Genomic DNA, 24755 nt, shown 5'->3' with positions numbered 1-24755 from the left:
ATGCTGCGCTGGATGCTCGTTGTCTTGTTGGCCCTGATCATCTTCAGCGGCTTGCACCCTTGGCTGCAAAAGCTCGGTTTTGGCCGTTTGCCGGGCGATTTCCGGTTTCGACTGTTCGGGCGTGAATGGTTTATCCCGATTACCAGCACTTTGTTGCTCAGCATGTTGGCCAGTTTGATCGCCAAATGGCTGTAAACAGGTATAAAAAAGCACCAAAACTGCGAACGTGGTACAGTGCGGCACGCCATTGGCGACTTATGCCCATCTCGCTCTTGCTGAGCCGATAGCGCATCCCGGCAGAGGGATGCCAGTCTTGTCCTCCACTGTGCTCATCGCCCGCCATGCTTTTCAAGAGCTGGGCCCAGACGATTTTTTGCTTCCTTTTTCGCTCACCTCTGCACGGTGACGTTCGGTGATCAGCCTGTTCGGGCGTTCATAGGGAAGCGTTTTTTGGCAGCAGGACATGCCAAAACCAGTGCCGCCAAGCCGTAACCAAGAGTCAGCAAAAGCGGCCAGACCTCTATTAGATAAAATCCATGTCGATTCACCATTGTTTTCACAAGCCCCTTGCGATGGGCAAGTACCGTATTGAACCTTGCTCCCGGGCGCTGCCCAATGGGGCTTTTGGCGCGCAAGTGTCGGTGGCCAGTGGCCACGGCAGCGCCAGCACCGACCGCGTGATGCGGTTTGTGCCCGAATTTGCAACGCCTGACGCAGCCACTCAGTATGCCCTCGATGAAGGCGTGCTCTGGGTGGAGCGCCAGACATCCAAACCGATTCTGTTTTGAGAAAGACGTGTTAAATGGCTAAAGAAGAACTGATTGAACTGATGGGCGTGGTCAACGAAGTGTTGCCTGACACCCGTTTCCGCGTGACTTTGGACAACGGTCACCAACTGATTGCCTACTCGGCAGGCAAGATGCGCAAAAACCACATCCGTATTCTGGCGGGTGATCGTGTGACCCTGGAATTGTCGCCCTATGACCTGAGCAAGGGCCGCATCAGCTTCCGTCATTTGGCAGGCCGCCCCCCCATGGCGCCACGCAATCGTTGATCTGAACTTGACGGTGCACAACCGTTGTATTGCTGCCTCTTGAAGCGCGGGTCATGGCCCCCAAGTGTTTCTGAACACAAGGGGAATTGATGACCGCTTCATCCGAGTCTTTGCACATTGTTTGTCCGCATTGCCACACCACCAACCGGGTAGGCGTGCCCGATTTACGCAGCGCACCCGATTGCGGAAAGTGCCACCAGGCTCTTTTTGACGGGCACCCGCTGGCGCTGGACGCTACCACTTTTGACAGCCACATTGGCCGCAACCAGATTCCCGTACTGGTGGATTTCTGGGCGCCTTGGTGCGGCCCTTGCCGCATGATGGCCCCGGCTTTCGAGCAAGCCGCTGGCTTGCTGGAGCCTCAGGTGCGCCTGGCCAAACTCAACACCGAAGAAGCTCAGGCCATTGCTGCCCGCTTCAACATCCGCAGCATCCCCACGCTGGCGCTGTTTGTCGGCGGCAAAGAAGTTGCCCGTCAGGCTGGCGCGTTCCGGTCTGCAGCTGACATTGCGCAGTGGGCGCGTTCGCACATCTGAAGTGGCTGTAGGCAGGGGTTGTCAAAACTCAGGCGCAGGTGCTTTGCAAACACATGTCGGACTCAAGCTCCTGAGCTACGGAGAAACATCGTTGGATGGAAGATGTCGGACTCTTCGAGTGCCGACCTACAAGTCACCTCGTCCCAGATGAGTCGGTGGTCAAATACCCCGACGTCAAGGGCAGATTCACCACCTCACCCAAGGCAGCCTCATGATTTCCCGCAACCGTGCGGCATTCGCAGGTTGGCACTCGAAGAGTCCGACATTTGTGCGGTGCGCCCCAACGCTCGACCACGGTCATCGACAGCAAGCGCATCATTGTCTGAGCCAAGATCACGATGATTGCCTTGTGTTTGTCGGACCTTGAGATCCGGCAAGTGCTTGAATGGACGCAGCCCTCAGACCCCGGATTGGCGAATGGCCTGCACGCGCGCTTGAGTGATCCGCTCGCCGATTTGAGGACCTTTTAGACCTTCTTGAGCGGCGAATTGAGCGATCGGTGCGGTCTCGACCGAAAGCGCGGCCTGTTGGGCGAGCAATAAACGCTGGGCTGGTGGGTACGCCGCTTCTTCAAACCCCAGCCGCCCTCGTGCATCGCATTCGCACGCTTGCAGCACGAGCACAAAACGCTGGGCCTGGCGAATCGCGTCGCAGCGCTCCAGCAGGCGCATCAGGGCTTCGGCGTTCAGCTCGGCACTGCGGTGGATGTTGCCGTGCTCGCGCGCCACCACTTCGGCCAGTTCCTTGCAGTCGGTGGGCACGCGCAGGCGCTCGCACACCTTTTGCAAAAGCTTGACGCTGCGGCCTTCGTGGCCAATGTGGCGCGGTAGCACGTCGGCGGGCGTGGTGCCTTTGCCCAGATCGTGCATCAGACAGGCCACGCGCACTGCCAGCGGCGTGTTCAGGTGGGCGGCCATGTCCATCACCAGCATCATGTGCACGCCCGTGTCCACTTCAGGATGGTATTCAGGGCGTTGGGGCACGCCCCACAGGCGGTCCAGCTCAGGCAGCAGCACGCGCAGCGCACCGCATTCGCGCAGCACTTCGAACATGCGAGAGGGCTTCTTGCTCATGAGGCCTTTGGCCAGTTCCTGCCAGACGCGCTCGGGCACCAGGTGATCCACTTCGCCGTCCTCTACCATCTGGCGCATCAGCGTCATGGTGTCGTTGGCCACGCTGAAGTCGGCAAAGCGCGCCGCAAACCGCGCCACGCGCAGGATGCGCACCGGGTCTTCGGCAAAGGCATCGGTCACATGGCGCAGCAGCTTGTTCTTCAGATCAGCTTGGCCGTCATACGGGTCCACGATCTGGCCCGCCCATGCGCTGGGCGCGGCATGGGCCAGCGCCTCGGGCACGGCCATGGCGTTCACCGTGAGGTCGCGCCGGGCCAGGTCTTCTTCGAGCGTGACGCTCGGCTCGGCGTGTACCGCAAAGCCTTTGTAGCCCCGGGCGGTTTTGCGCTCGGTGCGGGCCAGGGCGTATTCCTCGCGGGTCTGCGGGTGCAAAAACACCGGAAAGTCCTTGCCCACAGGGGCAAAGCCGAGCGCGGTCATGCCCTCGGGCGTGCTGCCCACCACCACCCAGTCGCGGTCGTTGACGCTTTGGCCCATCAAGGCATCGCGCACCGCACCGCCGACGACAAAGACTTGCATGGCCGTCGCTTGGCTCAGCGAGCCACCCGGAAGGGTTCTTCGAAGTCGATGAAGTCCTGCTCGGCCAGTGCGTCGTCGATCCAGGCTTTGACGCCGGGCAGGGCGCACACGCGGTCCATGTAGGCGGCCACATCGGCAGGCACGGGCAGGGCGTAGGTCTTCAGGCGCATCACCACCGGGGCAAAGTAGGCGTCGGCCACGCTGAAGTCGCCAAAAAGCAGGGGGCCACCGTGTTCTGCCAGCAGGCCGCTCCACAGACTGCAAATGCGCTCCAGATCGGAGCGCACGGCGGGTTTGTCACGCAGGGTCAAAGCGCCGATCTCGGGCAGGTTCGCCTCGATGTTCATGGGGCAGGCGCTGCGCAGGCCCGTAAAGCCGCTGTGCATTTCAGCGCAGATGCTGCGGGCCCGTGCGCGGGCGGTGCGCTCTTGTGGCCAGAGCTGCTTGTCGGGGAACTGTTCGGCCACATATTCCGCAATCGCCAGCGTGTCCCACACGGCCAGACCATCGTGCACCAGCACAGGCACTTTGCCCACAGGGTTCACGCCTTTCAATGCGGCCTTGAACTGCGAGTCGGGCGCAAAGCTGTCAAAGCGGACATAGACCTCTTCAAAGTCGATGCCCGCCTGGCGCAGCAGCACCCAGGGGCGCATGGACCAGGACGAGTAGTTTTTGTTGGCGATGTAGAGCTGGATCATGGTGTTCTCCCGTGGATGGAGCCCCCATGTTAGCGACCTGAGGGGCTGCCCTGCAGTTTCTGTGTGCCAATGCACCAGTCTTGTGCGCGACAGACGCTTTGGGGGAATTCCCTCTCCTGCATTCGGGCCTGAATGTTGCATAGTCTCAGGATTGAGCAACTGATAAATTCACCGATGATCCCGCAAGCCACGCAGGCCCCCAAAATGGCCTTCACATCCACCCATCGTCCACGCACCTCATTTTCATGTTCGCATTCGTTCTTCAACGCCTGATTCAGGCCGTGGTGGTGATGGTCACGGTGGCTTTCATCGCGTTTTTGTTGTTCCAGTACGTGGGCGACCCGGTGGTCTTTTTGCTGGGGCAAGACGCCAAACCCGAGCAAATCACGGAGCTGCGCCAAAGCCTGGGCCTGGATCAGCCCTTTTTCGTGCAGTTCTGGCATTTCCTGACCCATGCCCTGCAGGGCGAGTTTGGCCTGAGCTTGCGTCAAGGCGCCAAAGTTTCGCGGCTGATCGCCGAGCGTTTCCCGGCCACGCTGGAGTTGGCCTTGGTGGCCGCCTCGATGGCGCTGCTCATTGGCATTCCGATGGGGGTGTATGCGGCCCTGCGTCGCGGCACCTTCATGAGCCAGATGTTCATGACCTTGTCGCTTTTGGGCGTGTCGCTGCCGACGTTCCTGATCGGCATTTTGCTGATCCTGGTGTTTTCGGTAGGACTGGGCTGGTTCCCCAGTTTTGGGCGTGGTGATGTGGTGCATGTTGGCTGGTGGAGCACGGGATTGCTCACGGCCTCAGGCTGGCACCACATCGTGTTGCCCGCCATCACGCTGGCGGTGTTTCAGCTGACCTTGATCATGCGCCTGGTGCGCGCCGAGATGCTGGAGGTCTTGCGCACCGACTACATCAAATTTGCCCGCGCCCGGGGCTTGTCCAACCGCACCATTCACTTTGGCCATGCGCTCAAAAACACCCTGGTGCCGGTGATGACCATCACGGGCCTGCAATTGGGCGGTTTGATCGCTTTTGCCATCATCACCGAGACGGTGTTTCAGTGGCCTGGCATGGGCTTGCTCTTCATCCAGGCGGTCACGTTTGCCGACATTCCAGTGATGGCCGCTTATTTGTGCCTGATTGCGCTGATTTTTGTGGTCATCAATCTGGTAGTGGACTTGCTGTATTTTGTGGTCGATCCCCGCCTGCGCGTGGGCAAGGCCGGAGGACATTGACCATGGGCGCTTCCTTGCAATCGGTTTGGGGGCATGGCGCTGCCTTTGCGCGCATTGCCCAGTTTCACCCCGAGCTCACGGCCTTTCGGCGCGATTTGCACGCGCACCCCGAATTGGGCTTTGAAGAGGTCTACACCTCAGCCCGCGTGGCCGAGGCGCTCAAGTTGTGCGGTGTGGACAGCATCCACACCGGCCTGGGCAAAACCGGCGTGGTCGCGCTGGTGCATGGGCAGGGCCGTTCGGCCAGCAACCCCGGCCGCATGATTGGTCTGCGGGCCGACATGGACGCCCTGCCCTTGACCGAATACAACGAATGCACCTGGAAATCGTCCAAGCCCGGCCTGATGCACGGCTGCGGACACGATGGCCACACGGCCATGCTGATGGGCGCCGCCCGCTATTTGGCAGAAACCCGACGCTTTGACGGCACGGCGGTGCTGATTTTTCAGCCCGGTGAAGAAGGTTACGCCGGTGCCCGCGCCATGATGGAAGACGGTCTGTTTGAGCGCTTTCCCTGTGAAAAAGTCTTTGCCCAGCACAACTCGCCCGAAACCCCTTTGGGTGTGATTGGCGTCACGCCCGGCCCCATGCAGGCGGCAGTTGACCGCATTGAAATCCTCATCCGCGGCAAAGGCGGCCACGGTGCGCGCCCGCATCAGGCTGTTGATCCGGTGCTGGTGGCAGGCCACCTCATCACGGCGGCGCAAAGCGTGGTGTCACGCAATTTGTCGGCGTTTGACCAGGCCGTGGTCAGCATTTGCTCGATGCAAGGCGGCCACCCCGCTGCCATGAGTGTGATCCCGGGTGAGGTCACCCTGGTGGGCACGGTGCGCACCTACAGCGAATCAGTGCAAGACCAGATTGAAGACCGCCTGCGTGCTTTGTGCTCAGGCATTGCCCAGGGCTTTGGCGCCTCGGCCGAGCTGCACTACGAGCGCACCTACCCGGCCACCGTGAACACCGTGGCCGAAGCCCATTTTGTGGCCGATGTGGCGACCCAGCTGGTGGGCGAAGACAAGGTCTGGCGCAACATGATGCCCAGCATGGGCGGCGAAGATTTTTCATTCATGCTGCAAGCCAAGCCGGGCGCGTACATCCGCATTGGCCAGGGCCTGCCGCATGGCCCCGGGCCGCACCCGCTGCACAACAGCCGCTACGATTTCAACGACGAGATCTTGCCGCTCGGCGCTGCTTTGCATGCCAGCCTGATCGAGCAAGCCTTGCCCCTTTCCTGATCCCTCAAACCCATTACCTCAACCCAAGGAGACTCTCATGCGTAACCACAAGTTTTCACGCTCCCTTTGCGCGCTGGCCGTCATGTCGGCATTGGCCATGGGCAGTGCCCAGGCCGTCACCGTGCGCATTGGCAACCAGGGCGACGCCCTGTCGATGGACCCGCACTCGCTCAACGAGTCTTTGCAAATCACGGTGGTGGAAAACGTCTACGAGACGCTGGTCTCGCGTGATGCCAATTACAAGCTCACCCCGCTGCTGGCCACCAGCTGGAAGCAAACCGCCCCGACCGTGTGGCGCTTTGACTTGCGCAAAGGCGTCAAATTCCATGACGGCACACCGTTCACCGCAGACGACGTGATCTTCAGTTACGAGCGCGCCAAGGGCGAAGGCTCAGACATGAAGAGTTACGTGGGCCAGTTCAAAGAGATCAAGAAGATCAACGACCACACCATCGACATCATCACCTTTGCACCGTTTCCCATCGTGCCCGAGTTGATCACGCACTGGGCCATCATGAGCAAGAAGTGGTGTGAAGAGAACCAGGCCACCAAGCCTGTGGATCGCCGCAAAGGCATCGAAAATGCAGCCTCTTTCAAAGCCAACGGCACCGGCCCCTTCATTGTCAAAGAGCGCCAGCCCAACGTGCAGACTCGTTTTGCGCGCAACAACAACTACTGGGGCAAGATTGCTGGCAATGTCGACGAAGTCATCTTCACCGTCATTGGCAACGACGCCACCCGCGTGGCAGCCATGTTGTCGGGCGAGTTGGATGTGATGGAGCCAGTGCCCGTTCAAGACGTGGACCGCCTCAAGTCCAACGACAAGCTCAAAGTCATGCAAGGCCCCGAGCTGCGCGCCATCTTTTTGGGCATGGACCAAAAGCGTGACGAGCTGCTCTACTCCAACATCAAGGGCAAGAACCCCTTCAAGGACGTCCGTGTTCGCAAAGCCTTCTACCAGGCCATCGACATCGAGACCATCAAGAGCCGTGTCATGCGCGGTGCAGCCACGCCCCTGGCCCTGATGTTCCCGCCTCAAGTCAACGGCTTTGCGCCTGACCTGGCCAAGCGCCTGCCTTACGACGTGGAAGCGGCCAAGAAGCTGCTGACCGAAGCCGGTTACCCCAACGGTTTTGAAGTCAAGATGAACTGCCCGAACGACCGCTATGTCAACGATGCAGAAATCTGCCAGGCCGTGGCCGCCAACTTGGCCAAGATCGGCGTCAAGATCAACCTCGAAGCCGAGACCAAGGGCACCTACTTCCCCAAGATCCTGAGCCGCAACACCAGTTTTTACATGCTCGGCTGGACAGCAAGCACCGTGGACGCCCACAACGTGCTGTATCCCATCATGTCCACACCCGGTGACGGTGGTCGTGGTCAGTTCAACCTGGGCGCCTACAGCAACCCCAAGGTGGACGAGTTGACCGACAAGGTGGCCTCTGAAACCGACCAGAAAAAGCGCAACGAGATGATCCGCGAGGCCATGAAGATCCACCAGGACGATGTGGGCCACCTGCCACTGCACCAACAAGCGCTCAACTGGGCGGCCAAGAAAAACATCGAGCTGGTGCAGTTTCCGGACAACGGGATGGCCTGGAAATTCATCACCGTCAAACCTTAAGGCGTGAGCATGCAACAAGCTTGGCAGCGTTGGTGGCACAGCGATGTGGGGTACAGCTTCCGTCAATCGCCGATGGCGATGGTGGCCGCCTTCATCGCGTTCGTTTGTCTTTTTTGTGCCGTGTTTGCGGGTTGGGTGTCCCCCTCCAACCCGTTTGACCTGGCCACACTGGAGTTGAGCGACTCCCGTCTGCCCCCCGCATGGATGGCAGGCGGTACAGCCAAATACCTGCTAGGCACCGACGATCAGGGGCGCGACATTTTGTCGGCCCTGATCTACGGTTCGCGCATCTCGCTGGTAGTGGGGCTGGCTTCGGTCATGTTGTCTGTGGTGATCGGTGTCGGACTGGGCCTGCTGGCCGGCTTCAAAGGGGGTTGGATCGACTCCCTGCTCATGCGCTTGTGCGACGTGATGCTGTCTTTCCCGGCCATTTTGGTGGCCCTCATGATTGCGGGCGTCGGGCGGGCCTTGTTCCCCAATGCCAACGAGTCGCTGGCTTTTGGCGTGCTGATCATCTCGATCTCGCTCACGGGCTGGGTGCAATACGCCCGCACGGTGCGGGGCAGCACCTTGGTCGAGCGCAACAAGGAATACGTGCAGGCAGCCCGTGTCACAGGTGTGGCCCCCTTGCGCATCATGGTCAAGCATGTGCTGCCCAATGTGTTGGGGCCGGTCATGGTGCTGGCCACCATCCAGGTGGCCACCGCCATCATCACCGAAGCCACCTTGTCTTTTCTGGGAGTTGGGGCACCGGTCACCTCGCCATCGCTGGGCACCCTGATCCGTGTGGGCAATGACTTTTTATTTTCCGGCGAATGGTGGATCACCATCTTCCCCGGGCTCATGCTGGTGTTGATTGCCTTGTCGGTCAACCTGCTGGGCGACTGGTTGCGCGATGCGCTGAACCCGAGATTGCGATGAGTGCGACAACGCGTGCGGTGCCGCAAGCCGCTGTCGGGGTCTTCGACCACCGACCTACGGGAAGCCGTAGCACCTGCAAAGCCACCGCTGCGTTCTTTTGCAGGTCGGCACTCGAAGAGTCCGACATGACGCCCGAACGAGCACAGCGCTCGAACAGCATTGCGGACAAGCAAACATTTGTCGGGGTCTTCGACCACCGACCTACGGGAAGCCGTAGCACCTGCAAAATCATCTCAGCATTTTCTTGTAGGTCGGCACTCGAAGAGTCCGACAAGACGACCGAACGAGCACAGCGCGCAAACAGCATTGCGGACAAGCAAACATTTGTCGGGGTCTTCGACCACCGACCTACGGGAAGCCGTAGCACCTGCAAAGCCACCGCTGCGTTCTTTTGCAGGTCGGCACTCGAAGAGTCCGACATGACGCCCGAACGAGCACAACGCGCAAACAGCATTGCGGACAAGCAAACATTTGTCGGGATCTTCGACCACCGACCTACGGGAACCCGTAGCACCTGCAAAGCCACCGCTGCGTTCTTTTGTAGGTCGGCACTCGAAGAGTCCGACATGGCGCCTGCACCAACGGAACGAGCAAACAGCATTGCGAACAGGCAAGCAGTTGTCCGGATCTCCAGCCGCCGACCCGCGCACATTTGTTGTGTTCGCAATAATTTCCAAAGATATATCCTCTGAATGACCGCCATGAGTCTGCTTCAAGTTCAAAACCTGGTGGTCGAATTCCCCAGCCGCCATGGCACCTTGCGTGCTCTGGACGATATTTCTTTCGACATTGCTCCCGGTGAAATTCTGGGCGTGGTGGGCGAATCGGGGGCTGGCAAGTCGCTCACGGGCGCCTCCATCATCGGCTTGCTGGAGCCGCCAGGCCGTGTGGCCAGTGGGCAGATTTTGCTCGAAGGCCAACGCATCGACCAGCTCAACGCAGACCAGATGCGTCACATTCGGGGACGCAAAATCGGTGCGATTTTTCAGGACCCGCTGACTTCGCTCAACCCGCTCTACACCATCGGCCGCCAGTTGGTCGAGACCATCCAGGCGCATCTGCCGGTGAACGTGGCCGAGGCGCGCCAACGGGCCATCCAGTTGCTCAAGGACACCGGCATTTCTGCCGCCGATGAACGCATTGACCACTACCCGCACCAGTTCTCAGGCGGCATGCGCCAGCGTGTGGTGATTGCCCTGGCCTTGGCGGCCGAGCCCCAACTCATCGTGGCCGACGAGCCAACCACCGCCCTCGATGTCTCGATTCAGGCGCAAATCATTGGCTTGCTCAAAAAGGTTTGCAAAGACCGTGGTGCGGCCGTCATGCTGATCACCCATGACATGGGCGTCATCGCCGAAACCTGCGACCGCGTGGCCGTGATGTATGCCGGGCGCATTGCCGAAATCGGCCCGGTGCACCAGGTCATCAACCACCCGGCCCACCCTTACACCGCAGGCTTGATGGCCTCGATTCCCGACATGGAAAGTGACCGTGAACGACTTAACCAGATTGACGGCGCCATGCCACGCTTGAACGCCATTCCCACAGGCTGCGCCTTCAACCCGCGCTGCCCGCAGGCCTTTGACCGTTGCAGGCAGCAGCGCCCCGATTTGATGAACGCCGGGGCCAACCGCGCCGCTTGCTGGTTGCACGATGGAGGTGCCGCATGACCGCGTCATCCCACAAACAGCCCTTGGTGGTTGCGCACGATCTGGCCCGAAGCTTTGATGTGTCTGCGCCCTGGCTCAACCGCATGATTGAGCGCAAACCGCGCCAACTGCTTCACGCCGTTGACGGCGTGAGCTTTGAGATTGAAAAAGGCAAAACCCTGGCCTTGGTGGGTGAGTCCGGTTGTGGCAAAAGCACCGTGGCTCGTTTGCTGGTGGGTTTGTATGAGCCCACGCGCGGCGGCCTGACATTTGATGGACAGGACGCGCACGCCGCCTTCCAATCAGTCGATGCCCGGAAGATGCGCCAACGCATCCAGATGATTTTTCAAGACCCCTATGCCAGCCTGAACCCACGCTGGACGGTTGAAGCCATCATTGGCGAGCCCTTGCAAGAGCATGGTTTGATCCAGGATGCCGCAGAGCTGAAGGCCCGCGTGGCCGAGCTGCTGCAATCAGTGGGCTTGTCGGCGCTGGACATGGTCAAGTACCCGCACCAGTTCTCGGGCGGCCAACGTCAACGCATTTCCATTGCGCGGGCCTTGGCCACTGCGCCCGAATTTTTGGTGTGTGACGAGCCCACGTCGGCGCTCGATGTGAGCGTGCAGGCGCAAGTGCTCAACATCATGAAGGACCTGCAGCGCGAACGCGGTCTGACCTACCTGTTCATCAGCCACAACCTGGCCGTGGTGCGCCATGTGAGTGATCAGGTGGGCGTGATGTATCTGGGCCGATTGGTGGAGCTGGCCGACAAGCACACCTTGTTTGCCAACCCACAGCACCCTTACACCAAAATGCTGCTGGACGCGATTCCCAAAATGCACGACACCGGCCGCTCCCGCACGCCTGTGCAAGGCGAGGTGCCCAATCCTCTTAACCCGCCCAGTGGTTGCAGCTTTCATCCGCGTTGCCCGCAAGCCACCGATATTTGCAGATCGGAACGCCCCGCTTTGCGCGAGCTCAAAGGCATCAAGATCGCTTGTCATGCGGTGAGTTGAAAGCAAGTTTGATATGTTATTGAATTCTTTAATATTTTTTTGGTGATTTAAATAACTAAAATTGCACCACTTCAGAGGTGCATATGAATCGATTATTCAAGGCGGCGATCTCAATTCAAGCGATACAGGCGGGACTCATGGCATTGGCTTTGAGCTGTCACACCCTGCCTGCTTGGTCCAAAACTGTTCGCTGGGCAGCCGCCAGTGACATCACAACCTGGGACATTCACTCTCAAGTCAATGGATTTCAAAGTGGCGTGCACGCGGCTGTTTACGAGTCACTGGTCTATTTCAACTCGCGCACCTTCAAGCCCGAACCCATGCTGGCCACCAGCTGGAAAATGGTAACGCCACAGCAATGGCGCTTCACGCTGCGCCAAGGCGTCAAGTTTCATGATGGCTCGGACTTCAATGCCGATGATGTCGTTTTCTCATTGCGCCGCGCGATGGCCAAGACATCCACATTCACAGCGCAAGTGGCCAGCATCGCCAAGGTGGAGAAAGTCGACAACTTCACGGTCGATGTCTGGACCCAAGGCTCCGACCCCGTGCTGTTGGCACAGCTGACCGAGTTGCGCATCATGAGCAAGGCTTGGGCACAGGCCAACGACTCGCTGGAGCCAAAAGACATCAACAGCAACCAGGACACACCCTCACATCGACAAGCCAATGGCACAGGGCCTTACATGCTCAAAGATTGGGTGCCACGTCAAAAATTCATTCTGGTCAAAAATCCCAAGTGGTGGGGCAAGATGGAAGGCAATGTGACCGAGGTTGTCTACACCCCGATCCGCTCCGATACCGCCCGCATCAATGCGCTGCAGGAGCAATCAATTGACCTGCTGCAAGACCCCAATCCGCAAGATCTGTACAGAGTGCAGAAAAACGATGACCTCAAAGTGGTCACTGGCCCGGAGACCCGCACCATCATGCTGGGCATGGATCAATTCAGAAACGAGTTGGTCGGCTCCAACATCAAAGGCAGAAATCCGCTCAAAGACGTGCGTGTCAGACGAGCGCTGTACCAAGCCATTGACATCGATTCGCTGCATGAAATCATCATGCGCCAGCAATCCCAAAACACCGGTGCGTTGGTCTCACCACAGATCAATGGCTGGACGGAAAAACTGCACGCACGTTTGCCGTTTTCAACAGATGCCGCCAAAAAAATGCTGAGCCAGGCAGGCTATCCTGAAGGCTTCACCGTAGACTTTGCGTGCCCTGCGGGTCGCTATGTGAACGACAGCGAAATCTGTCAGGCCATCTCGAGCATGTGGTCTAAGGTGGGTATCAAAACCCGCTTGCGTATCGTCAATGCGCCCGTATATTTGCCCATGATGCAACGCCATGAAGCCAGCATCTACCTGATCGGCTGGGGTGTGACGACATTTGATGCCCTGTACACCTTGCAATCGCTGGTGCGCACCCCTGGAGCGGGGGGCGACGGCAACTACAACCTGGGCCGATACAGCAATCCCGCATTGGACAAGCTGATTGATCGCGCCAAAACAGAATCCGACCCCACCGCCCGCACCCGTTTACTGACAGCGGCTTTGCAATTGCAAAGCGACGAAGTGGCCATGATCCCTTTGCACAACCAACTCATCTCATGGGCCATGACCAAAAACGTTAATTTAGTCTTTCGCGCAGACAACCGCATCGATTGGCGTTTGGTGCAGGTGGATTGACTTTCCGCTGCGCGGACGTTTCTCGGTTGAACGCGATCCTGCCATCTGAGATCCCGGACTTCAAATGTGTACTTAGAAAATTTCAACATCTGCATGTTGCAGATGCCGCCAGCAAAGAAGAAGTCCGCAACGCATACCCCGAAGTCTTTGACCACAGCCCAACTCACAAGCCATTGACTCACTTGTCGATCACGATTCAAAGCGTCCGGTGGGTATGGCGCGTGAGGGTGCTCAGAGAAGACGGTTTCGTTTGATGCGCATGACGCGAGGGCCTCACGTCCCCGGCAGCCAATCAACGAAGGGGCATTGACGCACAACTGCAAGAGGATTTCGTTGGGACTGATAAAAAAAAACCCACCGTGTTGCCACGGTGGGTTTTTGACTTTCAAATCTCAAACTGTCTGACGACAGCAAGAGATTAGAAGGCGTGCTTGACGCCAGCTTCATAACCTGAAGAAGAACCGTTCGCCGTTGCGCCAGCAGGTGCACTGTTCACGTTGAACTTGGCGCCACCTTTGTTGTCCAACTTGGCATAGTTGGCGTACAGGGCTGTACGCTTGCTCAGGTTGTACACATAGCCAATCGCGAATTGAGTCGCCTTGTAACCATCGCTGGCAGTGCCTGAGCTCCTGTAGTCGCTGTAAGAGACAGGGATGTAGCCAGAACCCAGAGGAATCTGAGCACCGATCAAGTTGGTGGTGTTGTCAACTGTGTTGTCGCCAGTTTTGTTGATATTGGTATTTGCAATCAAAGTGGCAACACCCAAATCGTAGGACGCACCCAGGTTTGTCACTTTGTTATCGCCGACCAGGGCGTTTTTAGTTGTGCCAGAGGCAATAGCCACGTTCAGAGCACCCGCTTTGTAACCCAGGCGACCACCCACGTAGTTGCCATCTTTGGAGGTCGAAGAGCCAGAGGCGTTCTCGCCTTGTGCGGACATCAATTGAGCGTAGATGCCATTGGCGCTCAGAGCGTGGCTGCCTTCGTTGGCGCCAACGCCATACAGGTAAGCAATGCTGTTGGATGCGCGAACACCAGCAGAACCAGTACCAGAGAGGTTCAAGTTAGATGCTTGACCGACGCCCAGCGTGCCGAACGGATCAAAGACTGTCTTGTTCCAAAAGTCTGGTGTGTAGTCGCGACCCAGGCGAACTTCACCGAAGTTACCAGCCAAAGACACGGTGCTGCGACGGTTGAAAGTCAGACCACCGTTAGCTGCTTGTGCGCCAGAAGTTTGGTTGTTGGTGTTGGATGCTTGACCCACGCCGTTGTCAGGGTTCAAGCCTGCTTCCAACCAGAAACCAGCTTTCAAGCCGCCGCCGAGGTCTTCAGTGCCTTTGAAGCCGAGTTGGCTAGAGGACAAGTTGGAAGTAGTCATCTTGGTAGCAGTTGTGCCGTCGTTGGCTTTGTAGTTACCCATTCCAACGTCAACAACACCCCAAATAGTCACAGAAGACTGTGCGAAAGCACCAGTAACAGCTGCCACGGCAGCCAGAGCAGCTAGATTGCACACTGAAATTAAGAATGAAGAACCTAGAATGATTTTGCACAACCTATGCTTTTCTAACTTATGACTGTTCAACCACTTTTGGCTTCCTTGTGTGCCAGTTTGTCTGATTTTTTGGGAAAACCGATGGATGTCATTGGGAGTTCGGGAGAGTCAGCAGTTGCCATACTCGATCGCAATAAGCCCGTTTTTTATGTTGTCAGTCCAGAAGTTTGGGCTCAGATGACAAATAGTAGAAATTCGAGACAAATACGCACTGAAACTTCAGATTTGACCGACACCGTTTTAACGCGGGGGCCCATGCGGCTCAACCGCTTTGATGCTTTGGCGGAACAGTTGCTCGAAAAAGAAAATCAGCGCGTTCAGCGTGGGGAATTGAGTCCTTTGTCCTTGGGCATCTTGCGCAATCGTCTGGATGCGCATGTGTTGCCGTTTTTCAAGTTCATCCCGCCTTCGCAAGCGACGCCGGTCATGATGGATGGGTTTGTCAAGCGCTTGACGGACCATCAGATGAGCACGACCACCATTTCTCAGTACTTGGTGGTGGTGCGAAAGTTGTTCAAACTGGCGATCAAACACGGTTTTTTGAACGAAACGCCAGAATTGCCAGTTGTCAAAGTGGCGTCTCGCCCTCGCTCGATGTTGAGCTTGCAGGAGTACGCGGCCGTGGTGCGCACGGCTTATCGTTTGTCAAGACAGGGCAGCAAGGCGCCAGAAATCAAAGCATCCGCAGGAAACCGTGAAAGGTTTTGGGTGGCACCGCGCAATTTGACTTTGGCACCTGACATGGCGTGGGTCATCCGGTTCATGGTGAACAGCTTTATTCGCCCGGGAGACTTGCGTCAGCTCAAACACAAGCATGTGCAGGTGGTCAGAGGCGAGAGTGTGTATTTGCGGCTGAGCTCGCCGGAGACCAAAAGCCATGACACACCTATCGTGACTTTGTACCCTGCAGTGCATGTCTATGAAGCCGCGTTGGCCCATTCGCGTTCTTTGGGGTTTGGCGGACCCGATGATTACGTTTTTTTGCCCGCCGAAACCGACCGGGGTTATGCGCTGGCCGTGCTGGGCTTTTGGTTCAAATGGGTCATGCGTGAGGCGGGCGTCACCCCTGAGGATTCATTGGGAAGATTAAGGACGCTGTATTGCCTGCGTCATACGTCCATCATGTTTCGACTGCTTTTTGGGCAAGGGATTGATATGCTGACCTTGGCTCGCAATGCCCGCACGTCAGTGCAAATGATTGAACAGTTTTATGCGTCATCTTTGGATGGTGAGATGAACGTGGCCATGTTGCAAAGCCGACGGACGCAAAAAAGTGGGACCTCGTGAGCTTTGGGCAGACGTGAAACACGTGTCAGCTCATGCGAGCATTGACTTTTCTGTAGGTCGGTACTTGAAGCGTTCGACGTTTGTCTCGATGCCAGGGCGCGAATCTGTAGGTGCGCTGCCGGTTGCTGCCATGTCGGGGTCTTCGACCGCCGACCTGCAAAAAGACCGTTGGTTTTCCTGTAGGTCGGTACTCGAAGAGTCCGACGTTTGTCTCGATGCCCGAACGCGAACATTGAGATGAGTGCTTGCTTGGCAACCCCATGTCGGGGTCTTCGACCACCGACCTACAAAACGATCATGGGCATTTTTGTCGGTCGGGTCTTGAACATCACACGCTGTTTGGGCGATACCGTTTCCACAGTGGCGGCACGATCAGCAGCAGCGCCGCGATGACCATCAGGCTGCCGGACAGGGGGCGGGTGAAGAAGGTGGACCATTCGCCTTGGCTGATGGTCAGGGCTTGGCGCATGGATTGTTCGCCGAGCGGGGCCAAAATCAGGCCGACGATCAGAGGCGCTGCCGGGAAGTCAAAGCGCCGCATGGTGTAGCCGATCAGGCCGAACACGAAGAGCAAGCCGACGTTGAACACCGAGTTGCCTGCGCCGTACACGCCCGCCGTAGAGATGACGATGATGCCCGCATACAGCCAGGGCGGTGGGATTTTGAGCAGCTTGACCCACAGGCTCACCAATGGCAGGTTGAGCACCAACAAGATCACATTGCCGATGTAGAGGCTGGCGATCAGGGTCCAGACCAGGCTGCCTTGTTGACTGAACAACTGCGGGCCGGTCTGGATGCCGTAGCCTTCAAAGGCCGAGAGCATGATGGCGGCCGTGGCCGAGGTGGGGATGCCCAAGGTTAGCAGCGGCATGAGTACGCCCGCTGCGGCGGCATTGTTGGCCGCTTCCGGGCCTGCCACCCCTTCGATGGCGCCGTGGCCGAATTCTTCGGGGTGTTTGGAGAGTTTTTTCTCGGTGTAGTACGACAGCAGCGTGGGCAGCTCGGCCCCGCCCGCAGGCATGGCCCCGATGGGAAAGCCGAACAAGGCACCCCGAAACCAGGCTTTCCAGGAGCGTGCCCAGTCTTGTTTGCTCAGCCACAAGCTGCCCGACATGTTCATGACTTCGCCGGTCTTGGATTCGCGGCCTTGCCACGCCAGATACAGGGCTTCACCCACGGCAAACAGGCCCACAGCGGCCACAGTCACTTCGATGCCGTCCAGCAGTTCAGGGCGGCCAAAGGTGAAGCGGGGTTGCCCGGTTTGCAAGTCCACGCCGACCATGCCCAGCAGCAAGCCCACAGCCAGTGCGATGAGCCCGCGCAGCATGGAGTTGCCCAGCACGGCCGACACGGCCACGACCGACAGCACCATCAGGCTGAAGTATTCGGCCGGGCCAAAGGCCAGCGCCGCTTCGACCACCCAGGGGGCGACAAAGGTCAGCGCCAGGGTGCCGATGGTGCCCGCCACAAAGCTGCCGATGGCGGCAGTGGCCAAGGCCTGACCCGCACGGCCACGGCGGGCCATTTTGTTGCCTTCGAGGGCGGTGACCACAGCCGACGATTCGCCGGGGGTGTTGAGCAAAATCGAGGTGGTCGAGCCGCCATAAGCCGCACCGTAATAAATGCCTGCAAACATGACGAACATGCTGGTGGCCGGCACATGGTAGGTCAGAGGCAGCAGCAAGGCGATGGTCAGCGCCGGGCCAATGCCGGGCAGGACGCCCACCAGGGTGCCAATGAAGCAGCCGACGAAACCCCACATCAGGGTGACGGGTTGCAGGGCGTTGCCAAAGCCCTCCATCAGGGCGTTGAAAGATTGCATGGGGTGTCCGTTTTAAAGTCGTTGGGCGTTGGGCGTTGGGCGATGAGCGTTGGCGTGAAGAATTGAGGGGGGTGAGCCAGCATCAGATCAGCCAGGGCAGTGCAGGGCCCAGGCCCACGCCCAGCAACTGGGCAAACACGAACCAGAAGGTGCTGGCAATGGCGCCGCAGACCAGCGCCGACTTGAGGCCCAGCGGGGCGTCAAACGCACGCGCCACACCCATGCCGCACAAGGTGCCGGGAATGACAAACCCCAGTGGCGCAACCAGGGCGATGAAGGCCACGCCGCCCGCCAGCAGGCTCAGCATGCGGGCGTTGGCGCCGGGCAATGGCGCTTGATCCGGGGCGTGACTTTCATCGACCTGGCGACCACGCCAGGCGCTCAGGCCATACAAGAGTGCCAGCACACTCAAAGCGGTCACGATCACAGCCGGTGCCAGCACCGGACCCACAGCCATTTGCATGAGCGATTGGGGAATGACGGTGACTTGCCAGGCGGCCAGGCCGCACAGCGCCATCAGCACCAGAGCCACGCGAAAAGCGGTCATGCGAGCCCCAGTTCTTTCATCAGGACGATTTTTTCTTCGATGTCCTTGGTCAGATCGCGCTCAAACGGGCGCTCGGTCATGAAGGCGTCGGTCCATTTGCGAGTTTCCAACTCTTGGCGCCACTGTGCTGAGACGTTGAGCTTGGTCATGAAGTCGATCATGGCGTCGCGCTGTGGCGCAGAAATGCCGGGTGGCGCAAACACGCCGCGCCAGTTGGATTCGGTGACGTTCACGCCCAGCTCGGTCAGTGTGGGCACGTTCACGCCCGGAATGCGGCGCTTGCCTGAAACGGCCAGAGGGATCATGCGACCGGCCTTGATTTGCTCTTCGAATTCGGACCACCCAGAAATACCGGCGGTTACTTGGCCACCCAAAATGGCTGCGTTGGCGGGTCCGCCACCAGCAAAGGCCACATAGGCGGCCTCACGCGGGTTCTTGCCCAGGGCCTTGATGAGCATGCCCAAAATCAGGTGGTCGGTGCCGCCGGCACTGCCGCCCGCCACCGACACGGCCTTGGGATTGGCCTTGAGGGCGGATTCGAGTTCTTTCCAGGTTTTGATCTTGCCGCTGGCGGGCACCACGATCACACCGGCTTCTTCGGTCAGGCGGGCAATCGGGGTCACGTCCTTGATGGTGACGGGGCTCTTGTTGGCGATGCCTGCGCCGATCATGACCGAGCCCCCCACCATGAGGGTGTTGGCCTGGCCTTTGCGCTGGTTCACGAAGCGGGGCAAGCCGACCATGCCGCCTGCGCCACCGACGTTTTCAAACTGCATATTGCCCACCAGGCCGGCGGCTTTGGCGGCGCGCTCGATGGCGCGCGCGGTGCCGTCCCAGCCGCCTCCGGGGGCCGCAGGCACAAACATGTTGATGCTGGCAATCAGGGGTTTGTTTTGCGCCCTGGTGGGCAGGACGAGTGAAGCGCCAGCGGCGGCGCTGAAGCTCAAAAAGTCGCGTTTGGAAAGGTGCACAGAGTTCTCCTGTGTGACAATGAAAAGAGGGTGTGCAGGCCCGTGATTCATGTGCGAGGGGCTTGCCGTTCAGAACGATTGTCGGCGCCCTGCACGCGCCAAACTGTCAAAAACCTGTCAATCCAGTTCAGTGAATACCCTCAAGCCACCCATGCCGCCCAACATCTTGCTGGTGGAAGACACGCCCGATATTTCACTGTGGTTGGGCACGGCTTTGCGCCAGGGCGGCATGGCGGTCAGCTTTGCCACCGATGGCCTGCAGGCCGAGCGCTGTCTGCAGCCCGGGCATGGTTTCGATGCCGTCTTGCTCGACTTGCAATTGCCGGGCCAGGACGGCCTGAGTGTGCTGCAAGTGCTGCGCGAACGCGGTGATGAGGTGCCGGTTTTGATCCTGACGGCCCGGGCCAGCGTGCCTGATCGGGTGCTGGGCCTGAACATGGGGGCAGACGATTATTTGCCCAAACCGTTTGACCTGAGCGAGCTGGAAGCGCGTTTGCAGGTGCTGTTGCGCCGTCGAGGCCGTGTGAAGGTGGATGAACTGCGGCTCGGCCCACTGACGATGAGCCGCAGCCATGGTGTTGTGGTGCTGCACGGCCAGGCTCTGTCATTGACCCGACGTGAGACCGCTGCTTTGCGTGTGCTTCTGGAGTCCCCCCAGCGCACTGTGAGCAAGGAGCAATTGCACGAGCAGGTGTTTGAGGGCGAAGCCACTGAGCTGGATGCGGTGGAGGTGCTGATTTACCGATTGCGCAAGAAGCTGGAGGCGTCAAGCGCTGTGTCGGGGGCCTCAGGCGTGCGGGTGACCACTTTCCGGGGAATGGGGTACATGCTGACCTTGTCGCCCGAAGGCCAGGCCTGAGATGGGCGCTTTGAATAGCGGGACAACACCGGCCGCAGCGTCCATGCGCAAGCGCTTGTTGGGCTGGATTTTGGCGCCCTTGATGGCTTTGATGGCGTTCAACGCCTGGGTCAGTTACGGCAATGCGGTGCAGGCAGCCAACGAAGCTTATGACCGCTCGCTTTATCTGGCCGCCCGCACGCTGGCTGAAGAGTTGTCATGGCAGAACGGGCAGTTGCAACTGGATGTTCACAAGGCCGCGGGCTATCTGTTTGAAAACCACACGGGCTCGCGATTGTTTTACAAAGTCACCAAGCCTGACGGTCAAGCGTTGACCGGTGACGCTTCGCTGCCGGATGTGCGGGCCCAGACCCCGTCGCAGGTCAAGTATTTCGCCCTGGTGCAGTTTGACGATGGTTTTTTTCTGCATCAGCCGGTGCGTCTGGCCCAGCTCATCCACGTCATGAGCGCGCAGGGTATGCCGCAACCTATCCTTCGCATCACCGTGGCCGAAACCCTGGAGGCCAGGCAGCAATTGATCCGGCGTATTTTGTGGGACACCCTGGGCAGTCAGGGCCTGTTGCTGTGGGCTGCGGCGGGCTTGGTGGTGTGGGGTGTGCAGCGTGGAATCCGCCCACTGGAGTCCTTTCGGCAGCAACTGGCGCAGAAGTCGGGCGATGATTTTTCACCCGTCCAGGCGCAGGCTTTGCCGCGTGAACTGAGGCCTTTGCTGGCCACACTCAACGGCTACCTGGAACGCTTGGGTCGCTTGATCGAGATTCGCAAACGCTTTTTGGACAATGCCGCGCACCAATTGCGCACCCCGCTGACGGTGCTCAAAACCCAGCTGGCGCTGGCGCAGCGCAGCACAGCGCCTGAGCAGGTCCATGCCCTGATCCGGGCGGCAAGCCAAACGACCGACGATGCCGTGCGGCTGACCGAGCAATTGCTGGCCTTGACCCGTGTCGAACATGCGCAGGAGATGCACAGCCCGCAGCGAGTGGATTTGCTGGTTTTGGCGCGCCAGGTCACGCAAGAGCATGCCTCGCGGGCGCATCAGTGCGGACATGATTTGGGCTTCGAGTCCAGCTTGGCGCCTGGGGCTGTGTGTAACGTCTTGGGTGTGCCCCTGCTCTTGCATGAGGCGCTGAGCAATCTGGTGGACAACGCCATCCACCACTGCACCAAAGGCTCACACATCACCGTGCGGGTGGGGCTGCATTGGGTGGAGGTGCAAGACAACGGCCCGGGCATTGCGCAGGCACACCAGGCCCATGTGTTTGAGCGGTTTTACCGGGCGGCTGCGGCCGGTGTTTCAGGCAGTGGCTTGGGTTTGGCGATCGTGCACGAAATTGCCAGACAACACGCCATACAACTGCAGTTGCGCAGCCCGGTTCATCAGGGTGTGGGAACCATCATCCGCATGGCGTGGCCGCTGCCGGATGCAGAGCCTGCCAGCGTGCTGGTCAGGCCCTGATGGCGCAGGGTCAGTAGACGTAAGTCAGTGAGGCGTTCAGGCGCCAGTTGTTGGGGGTGGATTCGATGTTGTACTGCGTCCATGCCGAATACCCGCCCAAGCCTTTGGCCAGGGTCAGGCTGTAGCTGGCTTTTTGTACATTGCCTGACAACTGCAAACCTACCGCTTGCAGTGTGTACTTGTTCAGGGGCTCGGTGCCGTTGGTGGCTGGATTCTTCAGTTTGACCAGGCCCGCATCATAAAAGCCGCCCACCACCATGCCATTGCTCAAGCGGCGGTTGAGTTCTACCGAGGCCACAGCCCCGTCGTCACCCGTACCGTCCACCGAGGTGTAGGCTCGCACACCACCGATGCCACCCAGTGAGAGCTGGTTGTAGGAGTCCAGGCGCGCTGATGTCATTTGTCCACGGAACTTGAACACCGAGAACAGGCTGCCTTCCTGGTTCCAGGATTTTTGGTCCCGCAAGGCCAATTCGAGCTTGGCGTAAAGTCCGGGGTCGACTGGGGTTTGACCTGAAATAAGGCTGTAATTGCCCACGGTGTAGGTGAACTCAGCGCGGCTGGAGTCGCGCGTCAGTTTTTCGTTGTCGGCCGTGATGCGCAGTCGGAACTGGTTGTCGTGTACCCGGGTGGTGACCTGCCCGGTGCTCTCCAGCGTGCTGCTGCCGTGACGGGCTGCGATTTCGATGTTTTGCTTGAACACGAAATCGCGGAAACCGCCATGGATTCGGGTCAAACCTGCACCCAGTTCACCGCTGCGGCCCAGTGTGGTGGACTGGCCGCCCATGATGTTTCGGCTGTCCGAGCCTGCGGCCCACAAGCGCCAGCGTGATTGCGAACCCTCTAACGCCGATTCGTATTCACCCCTGCCGTAATTGATGCCTTGGGATTTTTGACCCACCAAGCTCAAGCTGGCTTTGGGTTCATGCCCGCCGACCAACAAAGACGCCATCACTTGAGGAATACCGTATTGGCGCAGACCGTAGTTGTTCAACTGAACCACACCATCGAGCACCTTGCCCAAACGTGAGGGGGCTTCGGCAATGCTCACGATCAAGTCGATCTGCTCAGGGCCCACTGCACGGATGGTGGCATCCAGCTCAATGGGCAGGTCATAGCTGGCCGAATCCAGGCGTTGGTCCAGTCCCAGTGTGTCCACCGGCATGTTGGCCTTGAAGTCCTGCTCGAACCGTTGGGTAATCAAGGCACCATAGGTTTGCAGCAATGCAGGGTTTTTGGCAATCACTCGCACAGCGTTGATCGTGGGCCGGAGAATTTTGACCAACAGGATGCTGCCGCCGTCTGACTTTTTGACTTCGGTTTGCGCATACGACAAAAAGCCCAAGCGGCGAGACTCTTCGAAAAGCCAGCCATTGAAGTTTTGCAACTCATCGGTGGAAACGCCCTTGCCAATGGAAGCGGCCCAGTATTTCTGGATCTCGTCTTGCAAGGCGGCACTTTGAATTTCTACCCCCAGCAAACGGTCGATGGAGTCTGCATTTTCCAGACCCAGCACGTCAATGTTGGCCAAAGGCTTGACCTTGGCCTTGGGCAGCTGGTTGATGGATTGGTTGATGTTTTGCTGAATGCCGACAGGTGATGGGGCTTGGGGGGGGGCGGTTTGCGCCCATGTGTTTGCACATGCGGCTTGAAGCACTGAAGCCAGAGTGATCAGTTTGAAAGTGGGTTTCATGGTTTATTCAAGTCTTGCAGGTTCGCACTGAGTTGCGTTAATTTGAGTTTTTAAAATCGTAAAACATTTATTAAATAACTATAGTGTGTTTGTTATCTTAATTTCCTAAAACTTTTAAAGTCGTTATAAGGGGTCAGCTGCGAGCGGGGGCCAGACACAGCTCTACACCTGAAGACCCGAGATCTTCGCAAGCGCAGTCCATGTCATTTTCAGGGGTGCAGGACAAAGCGCTGGCGTTCGTGGGCTCCTGTGGGTCTACGCTACCGGCCACAGCCGCACCGACGCCGCTTTGGTTCGAAAAGCCCGACAGGGTCAATCGGCTGATGGGGGTGACCGTTCTGGTTTGAGGAATCGTGACCGGGATGACGGCTGTGCTCAAGATGGCCGCTGCCGGATTGATGGTCAGTGCTGCGTTGGTGATTTTGATGTTGTAGTTGTTGAGCAAGGTGGCGGCGTTGGTGGGGCTCAGACTCAGATTGGAGTTGTAGGTGCCCGCTGTCGTGCCTGACGCCAAACCAGAGACATTCACGTCCTCACCCACAATGAACCCGGACTTCGTCGCTTCGGCTTGTGTTTTCAGAGTGCCATCTGCAGTAGCCGTGGTGTTGGTGCCTGTGACGGTTGCATTCACTTTGGCAATATCCAGTGAGCCTGCGACAAATCTCACATTGGCATAGTTACTGGATAAATTGGTATTGTTGCCTGTGACAGCAACGGTGTAGCTGCCTGCGTTCTTGCCAGAGGTGCCTGCGGAGATGCCTGCTACTGCGGCGGCACTGTTGGTGACGTCATCTCCCAGCAGGCCGGTCACGGCAAAGCCTGTCACGGCTTGTGTCGTGCCGTTGTAGACCTTGGTGTCACTGTTGGCGGTCAACACCACGTTGGTGCTCGTGTTCTTGCCAATCGTCAGTGTGCCACCGGCCTTGGTGATGTTGGCGTAGTTGTTTTCCAAGTTCGCATTGCTGCCAGTGATGGTGCTGGTGTAGCTGCCTGCGTTCTTGCCGGAGGTGCCTGCGGAGATGCCTGCTACTGCGGCGGCACTGTTGGTGACGTCATCTCCCAGCAGGCCGGTCACGGCAAAGCCTGTCACGGCTTGTGTCGTGCCGTTGTAGACCTTGGTGTCACTGTTGGCGGTCAGCACGACGTTGGTGCTCGTGTTCTTGCCAATCGTCAGTGTGCCACCGGCCTTGGTGATGTTGGCGTAGTTGTTTTCCAAGTTCGCATTGCTGCCAGTGATGGTGCTGGTGTAGCTGCCTGCGTTCTTGCCGG

At 58.7% G+C, this 24755-nt stretch carries 22 protein-coding genes; 14 read left to right on the top strand and 8 right to left on the bottom strand.

The window, feature by feature from the left end; genetic code table 11:
- The 4 genes from B9Z51_RS15450 to trxC all read left to right on the top strand — a co-directional run bounded on the left by B9Z51_RS15450 (position 1) and on the right by trxC (position 1590).
- Positions 1-195, top strand: a complete 195-nt coding sequence (locus B9Z51_RS15450; protein WP_108376079.1) for a DUF2905 domain-containing protein — start codon at positions 1-3, stop codon at positions 193-195.
- A 341-nt stretch (positions 196-536) separates the two neighbouring features.
- A complete protein-coding gene (locus B9Z51_RS15445) occupies positions 537-788 on the top strand; it encodes a hypothetical protein (protein ID WP_233254997.1) in 252 nt (83 codons plus the stop codon).
- Positions 789-802: 14 nt separating this feature from the next.
- Positions 803-1054, top strand: a complete 252-nt coding sequence (infA, locus tag B9Z51_RS15440) for a translation initiation factor IF-1 (RefSeq protein WP_108376078.1) — start codon at positions 803-805, stop codon at positions 1052-1054.
- An 89-nt stretch (positions 1055-1143) separates the two neighbouring features.
- Positions 1144-1590 (top strand): thioredoxin TrxC, encoded by a 447-nt coding sequence (trxC, locus tag B9Z51_RS15435; protein WP_108376077.1) that lies wholly within the window; start codon positions 1144-1146, stop codon positions 1588-1590.
- Between the two features lie 398 nt (positions 1591-1988).
- Here trxC and B9Z51_RS15430 read toward each other — a convergent pair whose 3' ends face one another.
- Complete coding sequence (locus B9Z51_RS15430) at positions 1989-3242, bottom strand: multifunctional CCA addition/repair protein (protein WP_108376076.1); 1254 nt, start codon at positions 3240-3242, stop codon at positions 1989-1991.
- 14 nt (positions 3243-3256) lie between these two features.
- A complete protein-coding gene (locus B9Z51_RS15425; protein WP_108376075.1) occupies positions 3257-3940 on the bottom strand; it encodes a glutathione S-transferase family protein in 684 nt (227 codons plus the stop codon).
- 245 nt (positions 3941-4185) lie between these two features.
- On the opposite strand from B9Z51_RS15425, the gene B9Z51_RS15420 reads away from it, so the two are divergent.
- The 7 genes from B9Z51_RS15420 to B9Z51_RS15385 all read left to right on the top strand — a co-directional run bounded on the left by B9Z51_RS15420 (position 4186) and on the right by B9Z51_RS15385 (position 13299).
- Entirely contained in the window at positions 4186-5166 is a 981-nt protein-coding gene (locus tag B9Z51_RS15420) for an ABC transporter permease (RefSeq protein ID WP_108376074.1), read from the top strand.
- Positions 5167-5168: 2 nt separating this feature from the next.
- Complete coding sequence (locus B9Z51_RS15415; protein ID WP_108376073.1) at positions 5169-6401, top strand: M20 aminoacylase family protein; 1233 nt, start codon at positions 5169-5171, stop codon at positions 6399-6401.
- 37 nt (positions 6402-6438) lie between these two features.
- Positions 6439-8025, top strand: coding sequence for an ABC transporter substrate-binding protein (locus tag B9Z51_RS15410; RefSeq protein ID WP_108376072.1), 1587 nt, complete (start codon positions 6439-6441; stop codon positions 8023-8025).
- Positions 8026-8034: 9 nt separating this feature from the next.
- A complete protein-coding gene (locus B9Z51_RS15405; protein ID WP_108376071.1) occupies positions 8035-8946 on the top strand; it encodes an ABC transporter permease in 912 nt (303 codons plus the stop codon).
- 701 nt (positions 8947-9647) lie between these two features.
- Positions 9648-10616: an ABC transporter ATP-binding protein gene (locus B9Z51_RS15395; protein ID WP_108376339.1), complete on the top strand. Its 969-nt coding sequence runs from the start codon at positions 9648-9650 to the stop codon at positions 10614-10616.
- Positions 10613-11611: an ABC transporter ATP-binding protein gene (locus B9Z51_RS15390; RefSeq protein ID WP_108376069.1), complete on the top strand. Its 999-nt coding sequence runs from the start codon at positions 10613-10615 to the stop codon at positions 11609-11611. Before B9Z51_RS15395 ends, B9Z51_RS15390 begins: the two co-directional genes overlap by 4 nt.
- 137 nt (positions 11612-11748) lie before the next feature.
- A complete protein-coding gene (locus B9Z51_RS15385) occupies positions 11749-13299 on the top strand; it encodes an ABC transporter substrate-binding protein (RefSeq protein ID WP_233254996.1) in 1551 nt (516 codons plus the stop codon).
- A gap of 418 nt (positions 13300-13717) precedes the next feature.
- Here the strand turns inward: B9Z51_RS15385 and B9Z51_RS15380 are convergent, their stop codons facing one another.
- Positions 13718-14785, bottom strand: a complete 1068-nt coding sequence (locus tag B9Z51_RS15380; RefSeq protein WP_369959498.1) for a porin — start codon at positions 14783-14785, stop codon at positions 13718-13720.
- A 123-nt stretch (positions 14786-14908) separates the two neighbouring features.
- On the opposite strand from B9Z51_RS15380, the gene B9Z51_RS15375 reads away from it, so the two are divergent.
- A complete protein-coding gene (locus tag B9Z51_RS15375) occupies positions 14909-16138 on the top strand; it encodes a phage integrase SAM-like domain-containing protein (protein WP_233254995.1) in 1230 nt (409 codons plus the stop codon).
- Between the two features lie 328 nt (positions 16139-16466).
- Here B9Z51_RS15375 and B9Z51_RS15370 read toward each other — a convergent pair whose 3' ends face one another.
- From B9Z51_RS15370 to B9Z51_RS15360, 3 genes are all read right to left on the bottom strand, one after another.
- On the bottom strand, positions 16467-17960 hold the full coding sequence (locus tag B9Z51_RS15370; protein WP_108376065.1) for a tripartite tricarboxylate transporter permease: 1494 nt from the start codon (positions 17958-17960) through the stop codon (positions 16467-16469).
- Between the two features lie 82 nt (positions 17961-18042).
- Positions 18043-18507 (bottom strand): tripartite tricarboxylate transporter TctB family protein, encoded by a 465-nt coding sequence (locus B9Z51_RS15365; protein ID WP_108376064.1) that lies wholly within the window; start codon positions 18505-18507, stop codon positions 18043-18045.
- Entirely contained in the window at positions 18504-19478 is a 975-nt protein-coding gene (locus tag B9Z51_RS15360) for a tripartite tricarboxylate transporter substrate binding protein (RefSeq protein ID WP_108376338.1), read from the bottom strand. The genes B9Z51_RS15365 and B9Z51_RS15360 overlap by 4 nt, the downstream gene beginning before the upstream one ends.
- Positions 19479-19608: 130 nt before the next feature.
- On the opposite strand from B9Z51_RS15360, the gene B9Z51_RS15355 reads away from it, so the two are divergent.
- Both B9Z51_RS15355 and B9Z51_RS15350 read left to right on the top strand, forming a co-directional pair.
- Positions 19609-20337 (top strand): response regulator transcription factor, encoded by a 729-nt coding sequence (locus B9Z51_RS15355; RefSeq protein WP_369959374.1) that lies wholly within the window; start codon positions 19609-19611, stop codon positions 20335-20337.
- Position 20338: 1 nt separating this feature from the next.
- Positions 20339-21793: a sensor histidine kinase gene (locus B9Z51_RS15350; protein WP_108376062.1), complete on the top strand. Its 1455-nt coding sequence runs from the start codon at positions 20339-20341 to the stop codon at positions 21791-21793.
- A gap of 10 nt (positions 21794-21803) precedes the next feature.
- On the opposite strand, the gene B9Z51_RS15345 is transcribed toward B9Z51_RS15350, so the two are convergent.
- Together B9Z51_RS15345 and B9Z51_RS18465 are read right to left on the bottom strand one after the other, a co-directional pair.
- Complete coding sequence (locus tag B9Z51_RS15345) at positions 21804-23486, bottom strand: ShlB/FhaC/HecB family hemolysin secretion/activation protein (RefSeq protein ID WP_108376061.1); 1683 nt, start codon at positions 23484-23486, stop codon at positions 21804-21806.
- 133 nt (positions 23487-23619) lie between these two features.
- The coding region (locus B9Z51_RS18465; protein ID WP_199227558.1) for a hypothetical protein at positions 23620-24755 on the bottom strand (1136 nt) is incomplete at its 5' end.

It is taken from the genome of Limnohabitans sp. T6-5 (assembly GCF_003063315.1).
In the GTDB taxonomy this organism is placed as follows: Bacteria; Pseudomonadota; Gammaproteobacteria; order Burkholderiales; family Burkholderiaceae_C; genus Limnohabitans_A.
This window is presented reverse-complemented; position numbering and strand designations above follow the sequence as displayed.